This window comes from Sporosarcina sp. (assembly GCF_029257255.1).
In the GTDB taxonomy this organism is placed as follows: domain Bacteria; phylum Bacillota; class Bacilli; order Bacillales_A; family Planococcaceae; genus Sporosarcina.
In genome coordinates this window covers 1-21658 of record NZ_JARICI010000061.1, presented here as the reverse complement: position 1 = coordinate 21658, position 21658 = coordinate 1, and the positions used below count along the sequence as shown (strand labels likewise).

The following is a 21658-nucleotide window of genomic DNA, read 5'->3' as shown; positions in this document are numbered from 1 at the left end:
TCAGCCTTTACACCATATTTTCTGGCCAATGTCTTATATCCTGATTTCCCATCGAGATATTCATGAATAATCATCATCTTAAATTCATTACTATACTTAGCCACAATAAAACACCCCAAAAGTTAGAATTTATAACTCTAACTTTTGGGGTGCACATCAACTCTCGTCACTGTTTTTTAAGTACCTTCTATTTAAACAAACTTCACCATGCTATACTTCTTCTTCCCGCGTCTCACAATCGTAAAGGCATCCTCTAACCGTTGCTCTGCCCCTACTGTGAAATCAGTTTCTGTAATACGCTCTCCATTAAATGAAATTGCACCGTTTGCGACATCTTCACGCGCCTGGCGTTTTGATGGAGACACGCCTGCCTGTACGATGAAGTCGACAATGTTGATGTCTTCTTTCTTCATCTCTACAGTCGGTACGTCTTTGAATGCATCTTTCATTTCTGATGCTGTCAGTGCCTTTAGATCACCGCTGAATAACGCAGCGGAAATACGAATCGCCTGTTCTAATGAAGCTGGTCCGTGAATTAGGCGTGTCATTTCCTCCGCCAGTGTTTTTTGTGCTTTGCGCAGATGTGGCTCTTCCTGAACCGATATTTCAAGCGCTTCGATTTCTTCACGGCTTAAGAATGTGAAGATCTTCAGGTATTTAACAACATCTGCGTCTGCAGCGTTGATCCAGAATTGGTAGAACTCATATGGTGATGTTTTCTTTGCATCGAGCCATACTGCGCCGCCTGCAGATTTACCGAATTTCGTGCCGTCTGCTTTCGTTACCAAAGGAATTGTAAATCCATATGCTTTCACTTCTTCGTCATGCATCTTGCGGATCACTTCAAGACCTGTTGTGATGTTCCCCCACTGATCCGATCCACCGATTTGCACGCGGCAATTATGATGGTCGAATAAATGGTTGAAGTCTGCACCCTGCATCAACATATAAGAGAATTCAGTGAAGGAAATCCCCTGATCCAAACGAGACGCGACATTATCTTTTGCAAGCATGTAATTGACGCTCAGCAACTTTCCGTAGTCACGTAAAAATTCGATCAATGACATGGAACCAATCCAGTCATTGTTGTTAACGAGCTTAGCCCCATTTTCTGTTTGGAAATCAAAGATCATTTCCAGTTGTTTTTTGATGCCACGAACATTATCTTCAACTTGTGCAGTCGTCTGCAGCTGGCGTTCTTCAGAGCGTCCTGATGGATCCCCGATCATTCCTGTAGCTCCACCAATTAACAATATCGGCTTATGCCCGTGCAGCTGAAAACGGCGTAGTGTCAGTAACGGCACGATATGTCCGATATGCATACTGTCTGCTGTCGGATCGACTCCGCAGTACAAAGAAATCTTTTCATCCGTTAAAAGCTTTTCCAAACCTTCTTCATTTGTTTGCTGGTACAGCAGACCTCTCCATCTTAAATCATCCATTAATTCATTTGTCATTTTCCATTTCCTCCTCAATCAACATAAAAAGTCCCCACACAATCATAAAAATGATTATGCAGGGACGCTAGTTGAATGTAATAAACGTAACGCGGTACCACCCGGCTTGAGAGAGACTCTCCGGCTTTAAGGCACTGGTAACGCCGTGCAAAGCGTACACTCCAAAACTGTAATTCATGAATAGCGCACCGAACAGCTTCCACCAACCGCTGTCTCTCTAAGACGGACACTCGCTATCATTACTTCGGTTTTTTCAACATGTAATTTCGTATGTCTTTCATTTTATACAAGTTCTAATGAAAGTCAACAATAAATGATTATTTACTGTGCCATCTATGATATAATAAGAAAGATTTTTAGGGGGAGAATGACTTGACTAAAGACAAAAACCAACGTATCCAGCAACTAGAAAATAAGTTTGAACAATTGAAAAAAGAGTCTTGGGCAAAAAAGATTCGAATTGGTTCAGGAGTTATCTGGAATTTATTTATTTTGTTACTGATCTTTGGCGTAATCGGTGCCGTTTTTGCCACCTCTGTCGGAGCCGGATATTTTGCTTCATTAGTTGCAAAAGAACCCCTTCGGACGAAAGAAGAACTGCGCAACGCGGTTTTCACTTACGAAGAAACTTCCGAAATGTATTTTGCGAAAGATGTTTATCTCGGTAAAATCAACTCAGATATTGAACGAAGACAAATTACATTGGACAAAGTGTCCCAATATGCTCTAGATGCAGTCCTCGCAACTGAAGATGAATATTTCAACACACATACCGGGATCGTGCCAAAAGCCATTTTTCGCGGAGTTTTCCAGGACGTCACGAACTCTGACAGTCAGACAGGCGGTTCAACTCTGACGCAGCAGCTCGTAAAAAACCAAATCCTGACGAATGAAGTTTCCTATGAACGAAAAGCAAAAGAAATATTACTCGCTATGCGTTTAGAGCACTTTATGACAAAAGATGAAATTTTGGAAGCATACTTGAATATCATTCCGTACGGTCGTGATGTAGTGGGACAAAATATCGCAGGCATCGAAACTGCTGCAAGAGGAATTTTCGGAATTAAAGCCAGCGAGCTAACATTACCTCAGGCCGCGTATATTGCAGGGATTCCACAAGCACCTTTTGCCTATACCCCTTTCTACAGTAAAAACCAGGGATTGAAAGAACCTGAAAAACTTCAGCCAGGCATCAACCGGATGAAAACAGTATTGTTCAGAATGCGGGACACTGGCTATATTACTGCCAAAGAATATGAAGAGGCAATTGCTTATGACATCACGAAAGATTTCAGACAGCCTACTCAACGAGCAACTGAACGATATCCATACGTTACACAGGAAATTCAAAATCGTACGATAAAAATCCTGGCAAAAGTGCTGGCTGAAAAAGACGGTATTGATGCAGAACGTTTCGAAGAAGATTCTAATATTGAGGAAAAATATAAGATAATTGCCGACCGCTCGATGCGCACAGACGGTTATCGTATTTATTCTACGATTGATAAAGAACTTTATGACAAAATGAATGAAGTCGCAAAGAATTTCCAGTACTACGGATTTACTTATACGTCTGAAACAACTGATAAAGAATCCGGTAAAAGTACAATTGTTGAAAATCCTGTACAAGTCGGCGCTACGATGATTGAAAACCACAGCGGAAAAATCCTTTCATTTGTGGGCGGACGGGATCATGAATTAGAAGCCACAAATCACTCGACGCAGGCTTTCAGACAGAATGGTTCCTCGATGAAACCTTTGCTTGTCTATGCCCCGGCAATTGAATATGGCGTAATTGGCGCTGGCAGTCCCGTCGTTGACGTGAAGTTTAACTTGCGCGGATGGAAACCTTCAAACTATTACGATAGAGAATTAGGAATTATTTCCGCACGTGAATCGTTGGCGCGTTCACAAAACTTATCGACAGCCCGCCTGTACGATCAGATCATAGACAGACAGCCAATCGACTTCCTGCGCAAAATGAATTTCTCTAAAATTATTGATGAAGACGGCCATAATCACTCAGCAGCGCTGGGTGGATTAAAGTATGGTGTTTCTGTTGAAGAAAATACAAATGCCTTCGCGACATTTGCGAATGATGGTCAATTTATTGAATCGTACATGATTGATCGCATTGAAGATATGAAAGGCAATATTGTCTACGAACATAAAGCGGAGCCAGTAGAAGTCTTCAGCCCTGAAACTGCGTATATCGTTACTGATATGCTACGCGATGTACTGAAAACGGTAGGTACTGGTGCGCGAGTGCCCAGCTTCATGAACTTCCGGCCTGATCTAGCAGCCAAAACAGGTACGTCTCAACATTATGCAGATGCCTGGCTGATGGGATATACCCCTAATGTATCACTGGGTATTTGGCTTGGTTATAAAGATCAGACGAAAACTTTGTATAATGGCAGCCGCAGTCAGATGCACCCTTCAGAGCGAACTGCTCGTTTATTCGGTCAACTGATGAATACTGCGAATGGCATAATACCAGAAACGATTAAAGCGCGGGATACATTTAAAAGACCTGCAGGTGTCGTATCTCGTTCATTCTGTTCGATCTCTGGCTTAGCTCCATCAGCTGCCTGTTCAGCAGCGGGACTAGTGAAATCGGATCTCTTTAATTCAAAAGCCATGGTACCTTCAAAACCGGATGACAGTATCATTTCATCTGCAGGGGTACTGATTAACGGTAAGATGTATCAGGCATTACCTTCGACACCTCGTGAATTTGTCACAGCAGGAGGCGTTGGTGTAAACTCTGAGTTTATTAAAAGGATGCTCGGCCGACTTGGTGGAGATGGATCGAAGCTGTTTGCAGGCCAAGGTGGATATTCAACTAATGTTGTGTCTGGTTCTGTATTCCCTGCGGACAACGTCCCCCCTGCCCCTGTGTCAGCGAGCAGTAACGGATCTGTTCTCTCTTGGTCAGGATCAGCTTCCAATGACGTCGTTGGATATTATATATATCAAAACGGCGCACGAATTGGTGCTGTAGGATCTGGGTCCCGTTCTTATTCAATCGGTTCCGGTTCTTACTATGTGCGGGCGGTAGATATTACTGGTTTGTTATCAGGACCTTCTAATACTGTTGGAAACGAAATTGAAGCTGAGCCGGAACCTGAAAAAGAGCCTGAAACTCCTGTCACGGAGCCAAATAAACCGGCTCCTGACAATAACAATGGCTCTACTGATGGCAGTTCTAAACCGGACAAAGAAGATGGCAGCACAAATACTGACGATCAAAAAGATGAGGCGAAAAAACCGGATGCGGTAAAACCGGAACCGCCTAAGAAAGATTAATTTTCAAACCGAATTGCAATCTTATGATTGTAGTTCGGTTTTTTGTAATATAATACCGACATTTTCATTCTAGAACTTGTATACTTAATAGAGAGATGAAAATTCGGAATTATCAACGATTAATTCGTCACTGACAGGGTAACTTATTAAGGAAGGAGTGAACTGCGTGGAACATCATAAAACCTATTTTTCAAGGACGTTTCCTCACGATGAAGGTGAATTGGTTATTGAAGGGCCGGTTTCATCTGAGCAATTAGCTGCGTTAGATTTCCACGATGGACTGAAAGCATTTCGTCCTCCAAAACAGCAGCAAGAAGCATTAGTGAAAATCTCGGCATTTCCAGAAGGAAGAATTAATATTGCAAGGATTGGCACCACCATCGTTGGTTATGTAACGTTTCTCTATCCAGATCCTTTGGAGCGATGGTATGAGGCAAAGCTTCCTAATTTAATTGAGCTGGGTGCAATTGAAGTGGCAAATGACTATCGGGGTGCAAGGATAGGAAAAAGATTATTAGAGCTGTCTATGATTGATGATGCAATGGAAGATTATATCATCATTACTACTGAATATTACTGGCATTGGGATTTAAAAGGAACCGGTTTAACGGTGTGGGATTACCGAAAAGTGATGGAAAAAATGATGCGTGCAGGCGGTATGGAGTTTTTCTCCACTGATGATCCAGAAGTTTGTTCTCATCCTGCCAACTGTTTGATGGCGAGAATTGGCAAACGAGTCGACCAAAATTCCATTCAGCAATTTGACAACGTACGTTTCAAGAATCGCGTAAACCACTGAAAGTGAGGAATGACGATGCTCGTACAAGATATTATGAAAACAGATGTCATTACATTGAATGCAACCCATACAATTGAGGACGCCATTCAATTGATGCAAAAGAAGAAAATCAGACATATTCCGATTATCGATGATGGACGTTTAATTGGCTTGGTAACAGACCGTGATGTAAAAGAAGCATCGCCGTCGAGTATTTCAGACAGGCTGGAGCCTTCACTTTATGAGACTCCCCTATCTAAGATTATGAAAACTGATCTATTGATTGGGCATCCGAGAGACTTTGTGGAAGAAGCTGCTTTGCTTTTCTATGAATATGAAATTGGTTGCGTTCCAGTTGTTTCTAATTATGAGTTGGTTGGAATTTTGACGAAAACTGACCTGCTTCATAATTATATTGAATTAACTGGTGCCAATCAGCCTAGTTCACATATCCAAATCCGTGTGCCTAACAAACCAGGCATACTTTATGAAGTATCTAAAATCTTTCATGAACATAATACCAACGTACTCAGTGTCCTCGTACATCCCTATCAAGACGAGGAAGATTATAAAATTCTAGCTGTCCGAATCAAACGAATGAATCCCCTTTCGATTATCGAGGATTTAAAAGCGGAAGGGTTTCAGGTTCTTTGGCCAAGCGAACCGGAGATGGGCTCATGAAGAAACAAGCAAGTTTTATATTTTCACCAGACCAATTAAACTATGAATTTTCGGATACGCATCCCTTTAATCAGAAGAGAATCATTTTAACAATAGATTTATTGAAAGAATTACATGCGATTAACGAAGATGATATCGTCATACCGCGTGTAGCAACAGACGAAGAATTGCTTTTGGCACATGATGCGAAGTATATCGAGATCGTGAAAAGAGCAAGTAAAGGCGAGGTAACCGAAAGCATAGGAAGTATCTATGGTATCGGGACAGAAGATACTCCTTTCTTCCCCGGTATGCACGATGCAAGCGCTTTACTAGTCGGTGGCACGCTTACTGCAATTGAAGAAGTGATGGAAGGTCGGTCAAGATATGCATTAAATCTTGGCGGAGGTCTACATCACGGATTCCAAGGAAAAGCGTCGGGTTTTTGTATTTATAATGACAGCTCCGTTGCGATTAAGTATCTGCAGAAAAAATATGGCGCGCGTGTATTGTATGTGGATACAGATGCTCACCATGGAGATGGTGTGCAATGGACTTTTTATGATGATTCCGACGTCTGCACGTTTTCTATTCATGAAACGGGACGCTATTTATTTCCAGGGACCGGAAATGTGACGGAACGCGGTAACGGGAAAGGTTACGGAACGTCTTTCAACTTCCCAGTAGATGCGTTTACAGAGGACGAATCTTTCCTTCATATTTACCGAACAGCTCTGCGTGAAGTAGCAGAGCACTTCAAACCTGATGTGATTTTAACTCAGAACGGAGCAGATGCTCATTACTTTGATCCGCTAACCCACTTATACAGCACGATGAAAATCTACGAAGAAATACCAAAACTCGCGAAGGATATTGCCGAAGAATATTGCGATGGGCGATGGATTGCCATTGGCGGCGGAGGATATGATATATGGCGCGTAGTACCGCGTGCATGGTCACATTTATGGCTGACAATGAAAGGTATCCCTACACCTGCTGGTCCCCTTCCAGAGACTTGGCTTGAGAAGTGGCAGCCGGAATCTCCAGTTACGCTCATAGACACATGGGAAGACCCCTCGGACTTGTACGAGCCTGTGCCGAGAAAGAATGATATTAATGAGAAGAATGAACAAATGCTGACGAGAGCACTTCACATAATACGAAAAGATTAATATTCTTTGCCCTATACGAAAACAAGCAGCTTATCTTAGTAAAGAGATAAGCTGCTTGTTTTTATTTAACAGACTGGCGTTCTTCTAAATGATAAGGTAAGACGACTTCTGTTTCTTCTACATCTTCTTTATTGATCAATTTCGTCAATAAACGCATGGATACTGCACCTAAGTCATATAAAGGTACAACAATCGCTGACAGCTGAGGACGGACGATCCTTGCGAGATTGGAGTGCTGGAAGCAGATGATTTCTAAATCCTCCGGTATGCGAAGATCTTGATCACGCACTCCATTCATAATACCGACCGCGACTTCATCACTGCTTGCCATGACTGCAGTAGGACGCTCATCCAAATTCTTCAGGATGTTCCAGCTCTCATAAGCCTCATCGTACGTATTGTCAGTTTCTACAATTAACGACTCATCAATTGTTAAACCCGCTTCCTCTAACGCACGCACATAGCCTACACGCTTACAAACTCTGTTGATGTCACGTGTAAAAGGTCCTGAAACGAAAGCAATTCGCTTGTGTCCATTATCGATCAGCATCTTCACTACTTCATAAGCAGCCTGTTCATGATCAATATTGACTGAAGGTAAATTAGTTTCGAAATCTAGTGTGCCTGCTAACACAATTGGAACGTTTGCAGTTTTCATTTCTGTCCGTACTTCAGGAGAAATTGAATCGCTCATAAAGATTAGTCCATCTACTTGCTTGCCTAAATGGTCTTCAAACAGTTCTACTTCACGTGATGTACTCTTATCCGAGTTAGAAATGATAATATTATATTCGTACATCGTTGCTACATCTGCGATTCCCCGTGAAAGTTCTGCGTAGTAGCTTTTTGACATATCGGGTACGATGACGCCAATGGTCGTTGTCCGCTTGCTTGCCAGACCTCTCGCCACTGCATTCGGTCTGTACCCCAATCTTTCAATACAATCCAATACTTTTTTGCGTGTAGCAGGTTTCACATTCTGATTACCGTTCACTACACGTGAAACCGTTGCCATAGATACGTTTGCTTCTCGTGCTACATCGTAAATGGTGATGGCCATTTCTGATCCTCCCAACTATCCTTATTCTATACTAGTATACAGTGTTACCCCGATTTATAGGGTTTTTTCTTTATTTAAAAAACTTTTATATGTAGAAGGCACCGACCCTCTTAGGAAGGATCGGTGCCTCATTGTCAGATCGTTTGGTGCGTGTTCATGAAACGTTGCATCTGTTCGTAGAATTCATCGAACTGCTCGATGTCCATTTGCTGTGCCGAATCTGACAAAGCAACTGCAGGATCCGGATGAACTTCCGCCATTACACCATCAGCTCCTACTGCAATCGCTGCTTTCGCAGTTGGAAGCAATAGATCCTTACGACCTGTAGAGTGCGTCACATCAACGAATACAGGCAAATGTGTTTCTTGCTTCAGAATTGGAACAGCTGAAATATCTAATGTATTTCGTGTAGCTGTTTCATACGTGCGGATTCCGCGCTCACATAGCATGATATTAGTATTTCCTTTAGAAATAATATATTCAGCTGCATTGACGAATTCAGAAATTGTAGCAGACATTCCACGCTTTAGAAGCACTGGCTTATCAACCATTCCTGCCTCTTTCAGCAATTCGAAGTTCTGCATGTTACGTGCACCGATTTGGATCACGTCGATATACTCAAGCGCTTCTTCCAAATGTGTCGGTGTAATAATTTCCGTAACAATGGACAATCCAGTTTCATCTGCAACACGTTTAAGAATTTTCAATCCTTCAAGACCTAAGCCTTGGAAGTCATATGGAGATGTACGCGGTTTGTATGCTCCTCCGCGAATCATCGTTAATCCTTTAGCTTTGATTGACTTGGCAACCGCCAATACCTGCTCGTAAGATTCTACTGCACAAGGACCGAAAATAAATGTTGGTTCAGAACCTCCAATTTTCTGTCCGTTTACATCTACGATTGTATCTTCCGCTTTCTTAGTACGGGATACGAGCAATGCGTTCTTTTGCTCGTCCTGCTGTACCTCCAGCGCTGACATGAATATCGACTTGAATACCTGTTCCAAAATACCGTCTGGCAATGGGCCGTGATTGGCATTTTTTAAGACATTCAACATCTCCCGTTCGCGGATTGGATCATATCTATTAACACCTTGCTTTTCTTTTAATTTCCCAATTTCTTGGACTATTGCTGTTCGATTATTGATCAATTCTAAAATCTCTACGTTCAACTGATCAATACGTCCTCTTAACTCACCTAAATCTTGCTTGCTCATCATTCTGTCTCCTCCCCGCACATATCATCCTTTTCTAACTTCGGAATCTATGTTACATTTTTATATAATAGACCTAGTATAAAGAAACCTCTTTGAAAAGTCACGCAATTTCACCGAATTAATACATTTACACTATTTTCACATAGAAACGGGGTTGAAGATTCTGGCTAATACTTTATTCGCACTAGACATCGGTACACGCTCTGTTGTCGGCATCGTGCTAAAAGAACAGGAAGATTCATTTCACATTGTTGATTTGATCTCAAAAGAACATAAAGAACGTTCCATGATTGATGGACAAATACATAACATTTTAAGCGTCGCCTCTATTATTCAAGAAATTAAGTTGGAGCTTGAAGAGCGGCACGGTAAGTTAGAGCGCGTCAGTGTTGCTGCTGCCGGCCGCTCTCTTAAGACAGCAGAAGGTTCCGTGACCATAGATATCTCGGAGCGCTCCTTAATCTCAACTGAAGACATTAACCGATTGGAATTATCCGCAGTGCAAAAAGCTCAACAGACGTTACTTTCCTCTCAAGAGCTGAAAGAAGACGATCATTATTACTGTGTAGGCTATTCTGTATTGCATTATAAATTGAATGGGGAAGACATTGGGAATCTGATAGATCAGACGGGTAAAGAAGCAACGATTGAAGTAATCGCCACATTCCTGCCGCGTGTTGTAGTTGAATCGTTACTCGCAGCCTTAAAACGCGCTGATTTAGAGATGGAAGCACTGACGCTTGAGCCGATTGCTGCCATTAACGTACTTATTCCTCCTTCCATGAGAAGATTAAACATCGCGCTAGTGGATATCGGTGCAGGTACTTCTGATATTGCCATTGCCAATGAAAATACCGTAACCGCTTATGGTATGGTGCCGGTAGCAGGCGATGAAGTGACCGAAGCGTTGAGCAGTCATTATTTATTAGACTTTCCGCTGGCTGAAACCATGAAGCGGCAGATTTCTTCCGAAGATACATTGACAGTACAGGATATTTTAGGGTTCGAACAGCAAATTCCTTCTGCAGAGGCCGTTGATGTCATTGCTCCTGCAGTAAAACGTTTAGCTGTTTCAATTGCAGATGAGATCAAAAAGTTAAATAATTATTCTTCCCCTCAAGCCGTGATGATTGTCGGAGGCGGAAGTCTAACGCCTACTTTGCCAAAGGAATTGAGTGTACAGCTTGAACTACCCGAAAATCGCGTAGCCATAAGAAGTCTAGACGCCCTATCAGGTGTCACTCTCGACGAGTCAATTCAAGCCTCTCCTGCACTAGTAACGCCGATAGGTATCGCGATTGCTGCCAAGAGAGCGCCGATTCATTATATGTCAGTTACAGTTAATGAACAGACGATCAGACTCTTTGAACTTAAAGAAATGACCGTAGGTGACGCACTGCTTGCTGCGCATGTATCCGCCCGTCAATTATACGGCAAGCCGGGTCTCGCACTGACAATTAAAGTGAATGGCCAATGGGTGACGATTCCAGGCGAGCACGGTTCTTCTACTAGAATTTTATTAAATGGAGCCGAAGCGAGCACAAAAGACCTGATACGTAATCAAGATGTAATTGAGCTAGATTTCGGAAAAGACGGAAGTGATGCAAAAGCTACTGTCAGCGATTTGGCAGATGGACCTGCATCCATACATTTCTATCTGGACGGAATGCCTGTTACTCTGGAAAGCGAGATCCTGTTAAACGGTCGTGTAACTGCGTTAGACACGCAACTCGCTGACCGTGATGAGCTGACTATACGGCTGGCTAATACATTGGTTGCTGCCATTGGACAAGTTCATGGGACACCGCATCCTTTATCATCCGCTGAGCCATTTGTTGTGAAGTGGAACGGGATAAATCATGTATTGAAACTGCGCTCCACTGGCTTTTTGTTGGACGGCAAAGAAATATCTCCACAGCATATTGTTCAGGACGGGGATATTATTGAAATCAAACAGCCAGCTTTACTGCAGATTAAAGAAATCGCTGATGAATTAGCGATTATATTAGAAGCACGCGCTGATGTGACTTTCAATAATCAGCCGGTAACCATAAAAAAACAGCGGACAGCCGCATATGTCAATGGCCAGCTCGCTGATCTAACGTATCAAGTGCATCCGGATGATCAAGTAGAATTTAAGACCGTATCCGAGGCACCGATTATTTTTAGTGATATTTTCTCTTTTACCGACTTTTCCCTTCCAGCCAATTCATCTTCGGCTTATCGCTTATTGCGAAATGGCGAATCAATTCGATTTAATGAACCGATTTTCGGAGGAGATAATCTGGAAATTCGATTTGAATAAACAAAAAGCTGTGATCCTTTACAGATCACAGCTTTTTTATTTACCGTTTATCAGTTTTTAGTGGAACTTACTTTCTGATTTGGATTTACATTTTTGTTAGGTTTTTGTTTTTCGTTTTCACTGATCGGCTGATCTGATTTCTTTAGCTCACCGGACGTTTCGCTATTTTTGTTCATGCTTTTATAATCCGTTGCTTCTTCACCTTCAGAAGATACAGTACCGTCATCCATTGGAATGCTTGTTTTCGCTGTAGCTGACTTCACTTTATCCATTAATTGTCCCGACTGCACCTGGATAGTCTGAGACAGTTCTGAAGTTTTATCTTTCGCTGCAGAAGTAAACGCGGCAGTTTTTTCTTTTGCTGTATCAGTCAGATCAGCTGTTTTGTCTTTAGCCGCACTGGATAGCTCTACCGCTTTTTCTTTTGCAGTTGAACTCAATTCAATACTTTTATCTTTCAATTGAGATGCCTGTGTTGTGAAATCTTCACGCATCTCACGGCCAGTTTTAGGCGCAAGGAACAATGCAGTAGCTGCGCCGATGATACCACCGATGATCGCGCCGGCAAGGAAGCTTCCCGTGCCGTTGCTCTCCTCTTCATACAGATCGTTGGTAGAACGGTATGTGTAATTTGCCGGGTACTGAGGCTGCCCGTACGTATTCGTATAAGTACCTTGGTTTTCATTGTAATTCGGTTTGTTTTCTGTCATTTTTCTTCCTCCTGTGAATTAAGTGTTTTGTATGCCGCTTAGGAAAATGCTTGTACTATGAACGAGCTTTGTACACTGTCCAGCCAGAAGACTTTGCCGGCTGTCGCTCTTTCACTTGATCGTAAAGACCGACTGCAACAGTTCCCCATTGCAAAACCTGCGCAATTTTCTCACTGTGTTGTTCAGCTTTTGAAGTAACAGAGCTAGAGATTTGATGAACAGATTGGTTCAAGTTAGTAACCGAATCTCCTACTCCCTTAACAGCATCCACTACAGTGTTCAGCTTTTCCACTTTTCCTTGCAGATCTTCAGCCAGCTGATTGGTTTTGTGAAGAAGCTGCGTACTTTCTGTTGTGACTCCTTCTAGTTGTTTTGTCAAATCATCCATTGTGTGTGAAACACTGCTCAACGTAGTCTTTAAAGACCCGAGAGTCATGGCTAGACTGACACATAAAATAAGAAATGCGATTGCAGCCACAACTGCTGCAATGTAAAGTAAATTAACCACTGACCTTTTCCCCCTACAGCATATTCTATACGAAAACTTTACCCTTCTTACAGAGCATCTAAACTTTTCGTCCTATTACTCCTCTTCGACATAACTAGGCGATATCCTCCAACAAATTCTAATTGTTTCTAACTAAAAAAAGAAACAGCTGACGCGAAGGTCAGGCTGTTTCTTCTTTCGAAATACTGGACTTGAACTTTTGTAAATACAGTTGAATATCACCTGCGCCCATAAACAGAATTACGGCGTCTTGGTGTTGTGCAAGTTCAGACATTTCATCCAGTTTCAAATGGTGTGAATTAGGAATCTTATTGATTAAGTCCACAATCGTTAAATTACCGGCTTGTTCTCTTGCTGAACCAAAAATATCGCAAAGATATACTTGATCTGCTTCAGCCAGACTTTCAGCAAATTGATCCATCAGCGCAGCGGTGCGTGTAAACGTATGCGGCTGGAAGACAGCTACTACTTCGCGATCGGGATATTTTTGACGTGCTGAATCTAGTGTAGCACGGATTTCAGTAGGATGATGTGCATAATCATCTACTAGAATTCTTCCTTCGTGCTCCATGACGGAAAACCTTCTTTTCACACCAGGAAATGAAGCAAAACGTTCATTGATCACTTCTGCCGGGATATTCTCATAATGGCATAATGTAATGACTCCGAGCGCATTTTTTATCGCATGATCCCCTGTCTGTAGAATCGTGAAGCGATAGTAGAATTCATTGCGGATGAAGACGTCAAAAGAACAGCCCACTTGATCTTTTTCAATATTAGCTGCACAAAAATCATTAGATGATTCCAAACCGTAATAGACAATCGGAACCTGCGTCTGCAGACGTTGAAGATTTTCATCATCACCGCAAGCAATCAATGCTTTTTTCACCTGGCCAGCCATCTCACTAAAAGCATCCAGGATGTCATCTAAACTCGTAAAGTAGTCAGGATGATCAAAATCAATATTGGTCATGATTGCATAATCAGGGTGATAAGCTAAAAAATGGCGTTTATATTCGCAGGCTTCAAAAACAAAGAACTCCGTATTTTCGACACCTTTTCCAGTGCCGTCCCCAATTAAATAGGAAGTCGGCGCAAATCCGCCAAGTACATGGGACAGCAATCCCGTAGTGGACGTTTTACCATGTGTTCCAGTAACACCGATCGATGTGAATTGCTCCATATACGTACCAAGAAAATCATGATAGCGTATCACTTCAAGTCCTAATTCATTCGCGCGGACCAATTCGGGATGATCGTCTTTAAAGGCATTCCCTGCAATAATTTTCATATCGGGTTGGATATTATTTTCATCAAAGGGCAGTACTTTTATATTTCGTTCATGTAAAGGGTCTTCTGTAAAAAAGTATTTTTCTACATCTGAACCTTGGACTGTATAAGCAGAATCATGCAAAAGCTGAGCAAGTGAACTCATACCCGAACCTTTGATGCCTGTAAAATGAAACAATGTCATATTGAAACCTCCCGGGAACTCTTTCATCCCACTTTTTATCAACAGCACATACGCATTTCCAGCGGCTGAAGAATATATCTTGTCATAGTATAGCATGTGTTTTTATAAAGATTAGTGACCGGCTATGAAACATTTTCAACCTAGAAAGCTTTCCAATTCCTGATGTGTCAAAAATACATCTCTCGGCTTGCTTCCTCGCTGTTCCGATATAAACTGGTTCGATTCCATGCGGTCAATTAATTTTGCAGCACGATTGTATCCGATGCTGAAATGACGCTGCAGCGAAGAGGTGGATGCACTCCCCTGTTCAATGACAAACGTACAGGCTTGCCGGAATAACGGGTCGGTCTCCTCTTCTTGAATAGCGGACGCCAATAAGTCTTCCTGGCCGAATAAATAATCTGGTTCCGCTTCATTTCGAACATGTTCTATTATACGCTCTATTTCATCGTCCGTGACAAATGTCCCTTGCAGCCGGACAGGAGATGATTGGCCATTGCCTAAGTAGAGCATATCGCCTTTTCCTAACAGACGTTCCGCCCCGACACCATCCAATATCGTTCTGGAGTCGACCTGTGAAGAGACTGCAAATGCAATACGTGTCGGGATATTTGCTTTTATCGTACCTGTGATTACGTCTACAGAAGGACGTTGGGTAGCAATAATCAAATGAATCCCGCAAGCACGGGCTTTTTGTGTAATCCGACTGATCGATATTTCTACATCTGCCGGTGCCATCATCATTTAATCTGCTAACTCATCAATGACGATCAACATATAAGGCATTTTCAAAGAGAAACGACGTGACTCCATGACCATATCATTATAGCGTTCGATGTTTCGTACGCCGGAATGAGCAAATAATTCATAGCGTCTTTCCATTTCCTCTACCGCCCATTTAAGTGCAGCAGTGGCAGCTTTGACATCCGTAATAACAGGACTCAATAAATGCGGAATTCCGTTATACGGCGCCAGTTCCACCATCTTCGGATCAATTAATAATAATTTCAGATCGTGGTAAGAAGCCTTATAGAGCAAACTAATTAGAATTGAATTGATACATACTGATTTACCGGAACCAGTAGCTCCCGCGATCATTCCATGTGGCATTTTACGCAAGTCAAGTGTTTGCGGCTCACCTGTTAAACTCAAACCTAACACCGCTTCTAAAGGTGAAGCTGACGAAGTAAATGATGTACTTTCAATGACTTCTGAAATACGAACTGCTCTCGTCTGGCGATTCGGAATCTCTACTCCGATCATGCTAGTGCCGGGAATCGGTGCTTGAATTCGAATATCTCTAGCAGCCAAAGCCAGTTTCAGATCATCGGTCAGATTTCGAATTTTACTAACTTTCACACCTTGCTCTACTGTCAATTCGAACATCGTAACAGCAGGACCTTGTACAGCTGCCATTACGGTCGCTTGGATAGAGAAAGAAGACAGTGCTTCTTCTAATTTAGCGGATTGCATTTTCAACCACTCTTCATCCTTAATTTCTTCTTCAGGCGGCGTGAGATAGCTAATAGAAGGAAAAGCATAAGAAGGCGGTGGTGTTTCTTCTATTTCTTCCGTTTCAACTACTTTTTCAGTCTCTTCTGGTACCGAAGGAGCTACACTCATTGCTGGCGTCCTTACTAGCACTGCCTTTTCAATCGCAGACTGTACAGGAGGAATTTGCTCTGTCGGTGTTGAATCCGTTTTTACAGACGCACTCTTCGCAAGCAATTTCTGTTTATCAGATTGAAGCATCAAAACATTAAATGGCATGATTTTCTCTTTCTTTTCTGGAACACGCTCTTCAGGTTGCTCTTCCACTTCTTCTTGTGAAACTTCCTGCTCTTCTGCAACGATTTCATCAGTAATCAGAGGTGGTAATTTCTCGACCTCTTCTGGATTGTCTTCTCGTGTTTCTGCTAGTACTGCCTGTTGCACTTGTGCCTTTTCTTGCTGTAATGAATAATCTGCTTGCTCTACTTCTATAGGTTGTTCTTTTATTTGTTGTTTTGGTTGTTCTTGTTCTTGTTCTTCTTGTTCTTCTTGTTCTTCTTGTTCTTCTTGTTCTTCTTCAATTATCGTACTAACCATTGAAGGAGATGATTCTTCTGATAGGTCTTCAGCAATTGCTAGGAGAGATGAAGTCTGTACGTCTTTCTGTTCTAGCGGCATTGCTTCAGTCTTCGTTTCAGGTTCACCTTCAGATTCATATTCAGGTTCCTTTGATTCTATGTAAGAATCTCCCATGTGATCTTGTGCAGGTTCCATAATTTCTTGGATTGCAGGGATCTTTGTATCTTCTGGCGGCAGCTCTACTGGAAGAACAGTTTCTTTCTGTACTTGCACCTTCTCAACTTCTTCAGGACCGTATAACGGTGTTATTTTCGGCTGTTCTGCCTCTTGTTGCTGTCTCTTTATTTTTGCCGCTTCCATTGCAGAAAGAATCGGTGAACTTTTGTGATAGCCATAAATAGGTGACGGTACTTCCGTCGGAGAAAATGGCCTGCGTGAAGGTTTTGGCCGTTCTGACAAGGGTGCAGGTTCCGCCTCTACTTTTTTTATTACTGGAGCAGCCGGCTGACTGCTTGAGTGAGATTGTGGCTTACTAGATTCAGCTCGTGCTTCTGCTCTGTGAATCTTGCCGGTTTGCGCATGCCGTCCGGGCCAACGGTTATTTTGATAGAGCGGCACCTTTTCATACTCTTCTTCTAATTCTTGTTGTAAATAGTCTTTTGTATATTCGTTTTGATCGATTTCTTTTTCCCAGCCATAGATCTCATGGTCTGAAACGATAGGAAATCTAAACTTTGTTTTTTTATTATTTTCTGTATCACCGGTTAAATCATTTTGATATGGATCGATTGTCTGTCCATCGTCTTCCTTCATTTGCTGAAGACGCCTTTTCATGTTTCGTAACCAACTCAAATATATCACTCTTTTCATGTCAATCAATCTATTTTAACAGGTTACTTGCATGGAAATCAAACAGATCTATGCTGTTGGGGAAATAAAAGAAAATTAGATACTTATCAAAATATTTAGTTAGGGTTATTCCACAAGAGTTACATTGTATAATTAAAAAAAGCTTTTGCAACAGGCTGTATTGAGCCCGTCGCAAAAGCTGATTAGTTAATTGGAGTTGATTAGATTTCGAATGCTTCTCCAGCTTCTTTTTGTTCATCCAGCACAAGAATGCCTTTTTCTTCCGGTGCATCTTTAAGTCCCAGCTCTTTAGCTGAACAAATCATGCCTGATGAAGCCACACCACGCAGTTCTGCATCTTTAATGATCATCCCTGAAGGCATCACAGCCCCCACTTTTGCGACAACCACTTTCTGCCCTGCTTCTACATTTGGTGCTCCACAGACGATTTGCAATGTTTCGTCTCCAACATCAACCTGACAGATATTCAGCTTATCAGCGTTTGGATGCTTTTCCTTCTCTGTTACATAACCGACAACAAATTTCGGACTGAAGTCTAAATTCAGTTCAATATTAGCTTCATTTTTCTTCAGGGCATCTTTAAGCTGTTCACCGAGTTCTTCTGTTAATTCTACCTGTCCTACTGCAGAGACAGCGAAGTAAGTAGAGACATCAAATAAGTTGAAACCAGCGATCTCGCCTGTTTTCTCATCTTTTAAAATTGCTACATCATTTTTACGCTCGCAAACTACCTGAGCTGGTGTTTCTGTCGTAAGCTGGACGAATAAAACATCGCCCACTCCTTGTGCATTATAAAATACGTTCATTTTTTCTTTTCCCTTCTAGCTAATCTGTTTTTTGCCATAATAAAAATCGGTTCCAGTTTACCGTCTTCGTAAATAAATGATAGCGATGTAACCGGCACTGCTCCAGTCGTGAAAAACTGCATGGCCATTTGTGCGATGACATCATATCCAGTATCATTGCGCACATCCGCAATGATTAAGACATCCTGATGCGGTACAGAGACAACCATATGCCCCTCTATCTTCTGTTCCATTTCTTTCAAAAACGGCTGATTAAGAATTCGGCTGGCATCATAGCCGTCATTATTGTTAATGAAGTAAAATACATTATCAGAAACGGTATCTTGTTTCCATGCAGTCGGCAATGTTTTAACCGTAAACATTGCCACTTCCTGCACTTCTCGTTCTGTCATGTTCATATCTTTTAACATATTTTCATCGATTAAACGATAAGTTGTTCCCAAATCAAGTGCGTAATAAATTTGCGTCTCCGCTGTATGATCCTTAGTCAAGAACGGAATGCCTGCAGTACTTTCTTTTGGAAATGAAGTAGAGCGAATAACAGGATAAATATTTTTTTGATTCGCAAATCCTTTTGCCTGCTCCTGTTCCATTGCATCAAACGTTTCCTGAATCGTATAAACGATCTCATCAATCGCTCGTTCTTTTTTCACTTCATACTTTGCCAGGATTTCCGGTAAGGAAATATCCATCCCATGATGAAGAGTGTGGTGAACGATTCGCAGTTTGTCTGCCTTGCGATCGAATTGCCAGTCAAACTTTTCCGCGGGCAGCCGACGTTTCAATTCTTCCACTAAGTCCTTTGCTTCCATTGAAGTTTCTCTCCCTCCATAATCATTACCATGCAAACTTATTGATCATTATGCTGAACAGAACGGGCAATCTGCATCATCTTCTCCAAATAAGAGTCGATATTTTCTTCATTTGTTACAGTTTCTACTTTTGCTCCACCAACATTCGCAACTAATTCAACCAGGTTTTCACTTTTTTGAATGACTGCCACAAAACCAAACGCTTCATCTTTCGCGAAAGTCTGAGCCCCGATTAATTTTTCTGGTTCATCTGTCAGTAGTAAATCATAATAGACGCGACTATCTTTCTTTTCATTCGGATTGACAGTCAAATAAAACGAATCATTTCGTTTAGTTAAAACAATCGTCTGAGAAGTAGACTGCTTGTCCACTTTCATTGTGGTTGGCTTATGGAACTTTATATCTCCAACTGAATCATTGGCTCTCTTATCATTCGCTTCAAAAGCATTTTTTGCGTCAATAAATCCATCGTCTGTGCGGCTCTCTACTTTCTGAGAACATCCTGCAAGGACGACAGCCAACAATATCAGCAAGACAACCTTTCCATTTCGGAACATCCAGGTTCCCCCCTTCTCTGCACCGTACAATTTCTATCAGTCTTATTCTAATCGCATGCTGTAACTAATGCAATCTTCATCGAAGAGCTGCTTGGACATAAAGAAACTGACCGATCAACAACTGCATAATATGTTCAAATAACACATCACGGGGGACTGCCTGGGCAGTCAGCATGCCCATCGCCCCTTCAGACATTCGAATATCCTGTTTTTTAAAATACTGATCAACAGCATCTCCTAATTCAATGCCTTTTCTTATTTCTGCCGCTAATGCTTCCGGTATAGGAATCTGTGCACCTGCAGCAGTAAATGTCTTGCCATCCGGAGTTGTCAGCGCGCCCCAATTACAAAGGTACATGGTGCCTTCAATCATACGCACCCCGCCTTCGAGTCCAATGCCATATGCATCTTCACGCAAAGCACACACTGCCATCGCGCGATTAATAGCACCTTGTCTGGTTTCCAGATCACTCATCGGTTGGGCACTTACTCCTGACTGAACGGAAACAGATGAAATTTCACTGCCTACCAGATGCTGCTTCACAATACGCGAAACAGCACGTAGTTTTGCTTGGTTTTCTGAACCTAGAATAAACTTCATGCAGTAAACTCCCTTCTATCTACATCAGCAGTTTTGCTTTATCGTTTCCACAGTTGTTTTATCGCATGCTTTCACTAAATGTACAAGCAGTTCTTTAGCTGCCGCATAGTCATCGGTATGGATAATGGAGGCTGCTGTATGAATATAGCGTGAACAGATTCCAATTACTGCACTCGGAACCCCTTCATTAGAAACGTGCACCTGTCCAGCATCTGTACCGCCTTGGGAAACGAAATATTGATAAGGGATATGATGTGTTTCTGCCGTATCCAGAATAAACTCACGCAACCCGCGGTGTGTCACCATCGTGCGATCAAGTATTCTCAATAATGTTCCTTTCCCAAGCTGACCGAACTCTGTTTTATTGCCGCTCGCGTCATTAGCTGGACTGGCATCTAATCCGAAAAACAAATCCGGATTGATCATACGAGCTGCCGTCTGCGCACCCCGAAGACCGACTTCTTCCATAACAGTTGCACCTGAATAAAGCGTGTTGGGAAGAGTATCATTCTTCACTTCCTGCAGCAATTCCACCGCAAGTCCGCAGCCATAACGATTATCCCATGCTTTTGCCATGATTTTTTTCGGATTGGCCATCGGTGTGAACGGACAAATAGGCAAGATCTGCTGGCCTGGACGAATGCCAAAGCTCTCTGCGTCTGCTTTATCATCTGCACCTACATCAATCAGCATATTTTTGATATCCATTGGCTTACTTCGTTCAGCATCACTCAATAAATGTGGAGGAATCGAGCCGATGACCCCTTGTACCGCATCGTTTTCCGTAATAATTTCCACACGCTGTGCAAGTAACACCTGGTTCCACCAGCCGCCTAACGGCTGAAAACGCAACATTCCATTGTCTGTAATACCAGTCACCATGAATCCAACTTCATCCATATGGCCTGCCACCATAATCTTCGGCTGGCCTTCTTTACCATGACGAATACCGAACACACCGCCCAGTCCGTCCTGAATCATTTCATCTGCATTTTTTTCAAGCTGTTCACGCATAAAAGCCCGGACACGATACTCATTCCCCGGTGCGCCTGGAAGTTCTGTTAACGTACGAAATAATTCCAATGTTTCTTTGTTCATACAAATCCCTCACTTTTTTTAACTGCCTCTCTGTCATTATAGACAGATGACAGAAAGATGAAAACTATTTGATACCAAAAGCGGAAGCGGGCGCTTAGCTGCGACAGGCACTGGAGACTTTTTCACAAAAGATGCGTCCTTTGCATCTTTTTGTAAAAGTCGAAGTGACCCGAGCAGCTGCCCGTCCGAAACGT

The 21658-nt window shown here is 42.2% G+C and carries 17 protein-coding genes and 1 pseudogene; 5 read left to right on the top strand and 13 right to left on the bottom strand.

Annotated features, from left to right (window positions below):
* Together Q1J64_RS16800 and tyrS are read right to left on the bottom strand one after the other, a co-directional pair.
* A partial coding sequence (locus Q1J64_RS16800) for a transposase (protein ID WP_483315973.1) occupies positions 1-104 on the bottom strand: 104 nt, incomplete at its 3' end.
* A gap of 87 nt (positions 105-191) precedes the next feature.
* A complete protein-coding gene (gene tyrS / locus Q1J64_RS12620) occupies positions 192-1457 on the bottom strand; it encodes a tyrosine--tRNA ligase (protein WP_301109433.1) in 1266 nt (421 codons plus the stop codon).
* A 372-nt stretch (positions 1458-1829) separates the two neighbouring features.
* Between tyrS and Q1J64_RS12615 the strand changes: the two genes are divergently transcribed.
* From Q1J64_RS12615 to Q1J64_RS12600, 4 genes are all read left to right on the top strand, one after another.
* The gene (locus Q1J64_RS12615) at positions 1830-4766 is read left to right on the top strand and encodes a transglycosylase domain-containing protein (RefSeq protein WP_301109432.1); all 2937 of its coding nucleotides are present in this window, start codon (positions 1830-1832) and stop codon (positions 4764-4766) included.
* Positions 4767-4932: 166 nt separating this feature from the next.
* On the top strand, positions 4933-5565 hold the full coding sequence (locus Q1J64_RS12610) for a GNAT family N-acetyltransferase (protein WP_301109431.1): 633 nt from the start codon (positions 4933-4935) through the stop codon (positions 5563-5565).
* Positions 5566-5580: 15 nt separating this feature from the next.
* Entirely contained in the window at positions 5581-6225 is a 645-nt protein-coding gene (locus tag Q1J64_RS12605) for an acetoin utilization AcuB family protein (protein ID WP_301109430.1), read from the top strand.
* Positions 6222-7376 carry an acetoin utilization protein AcuC gene (locus Q1J64_RS12600; protein ID WP_301109429.1) on the top strand — a complete coding sequence of 385 codons (1155 nt, stop codon included), beginning with the start codon at positions 6222-6224 and terminating at the stop codon, positions 7374-7376. The genes Q1J64_RS12605 and Q1J64_RS12600 overlap by 4 nt, the downstream gene beginning before the upstream one ends.
* 61 nt (positions 7377-7437) lie before the next feature.
* Here the strand turns inward: Q1J64_RS12600 and ccpA are convergent, their stop codons facing one another.
* Positions 7438-8436 (bottom strand): catabolite control protein A, encoded by a 999-nt coding sequence (gene ccpA / locus Q1J64_RS12595; protein WP_301109428.1) that lies wholly within the window; start codon positions 8434-8436, stop codon positions 7438-7440.
* A gap of 134 nt (positions 8437-8570) precedes the next feature.
* Complete coding sequence (locus Q1J64_RS12590; RefSeq protein WP_301109435.1) at positions 8571-9653, bottom strand: bifunctional 3-deoxy-7-phosphoheptulonate synthase/chorismate mutase; 1083 nt, start codon at positions 9651-9653, stop codon at positions 8571-8573.
* A gap of 163 nt (positions 9654-9816) precedes the next feature.
* On the opposite strand from Q1J64_RS12590, the gene Q1J64_RS12585 reads away from it, so the two are divergent.
* Positions 9817-11958, top strand: a complete 2142-nt coding sequence (locus Q1J64_RS12585; protein WP_301109434.1) for a cell division protein FtsA — start codon at positions 9817-9819, stop codon at positions 11956-11958.
* A gap of 50 nt (positions 11959-12008) precedes the next feature.
* On the opposite strand, the gene Q1J64_RS12580 is transcribed toward Q1J64_RS12585, so the two are convergent.
* The 9 genes and pseudogenes from Q1J64_RS12580 to Q1J64_RS12535 form a co-directional block, all read right to left on the bottom strand.
* Entirely contained in the window at positions 12009-12668 is a 660-nt protein-coding gene (locus tag Q1J64_RS12580) for a YtxH domain-containing protein (RefSeq protein ID WP_301109427.1), read from the bottom strand.
* Between the two features lie 55 nt (positions 12669-12723).
* Complete coding sequence (locus Q1J64_RS12575) at positions 12724-13176, bottom strand: DUF948 domain-containing protein (protein WP_301109426.1); 453 nt, start codon at positions 13174-13176, stop codon at positions 12724-12726.
* A 160-nt stretch (positions 13177-13336) separates the two neighbouring features.
* Positions 13337-14650 (bottom strand): UDP-N-acetylmuramate--L-alanine ligase, encoded by a 1314-nt coding sequence (murC, locus tag Q1J64_RS12570; protein WP_301109425.1) that lies wholly within the window; start codon positions 14648-14650, stop codon positions 13337-13339.
* 135 nt (positions 14651-14785) lie between these two features.
* A pseudogene (locus tag Q1J64_RS16795) lies at positions 14786-16537 on the bottom strand (DNA translocase FtsK); the annotation flags it as partial.
* 1253 nt (positions 16538-17790) lie between these two features.
* Complete coding sequence (gene ytpR / locus Q1J64_RS12555; RefSeq protein WP_301109421.1) at positions 17791-18396, bottom strand: YtpR family tRNA-binding protein; 606 nt, start codon at positions 18394-18396, stop codon at positions 17791-17793.
* The gene (locus tag Q1J64_RS12550; RefSeq protein WP_301109420.1) at positions 18393-19208 is read right to left on the bottom strand and encodes a DUF1444 domain-containing protein; all 816 of its coding nucleotides are present in this window, start codon (positions 19206-19208) and stop codon (positions 18393-18395) included. Before Q1J64_RS12550 ends, ytpR begins: the two co-directional genes overlap by 4 nt.
* Before the next feature lie 38 nt (positions 19209-19246).
* The gene (locus Q1J64_RS12545) at positions 19247-19765 is read right to left on the bottom strand and encodes a hypothetical protein (RefSeq protein ID WP_301109419.1); all 519 of its coding nucleotides are present in this window, start codon (positions 19763-19765) and stop codon (positions 19247-19249) included.
* A 76-nt stretch (positions 19766-19841) separates the two neighbouring features.
* Positions 19842-20366: a DUF84 family protein gene (locus tag Q1J64_RS12540; protein WP_301109418.1), complete on the bottom strand. Its 525-nt coding sequence runs from the start codon at positions 20364-20366 to the stop codon at positions 19842-19844.
* Between the two features lie 24 nt (positions 20367-20390).
* On the bottom strand, positions 20391-21464 hold the full coding sequence (locus Q1J64_RS12535) for a M42 family metallopeptidase (RefSeq protein ID WP_301109417.1): 1074 nt from the start codon (positions 21462-21464) through the stop codon (positions 20391-20393).
* Between the last annotated feature and the right edge of the window lie 194 nt (positions 21465-21658).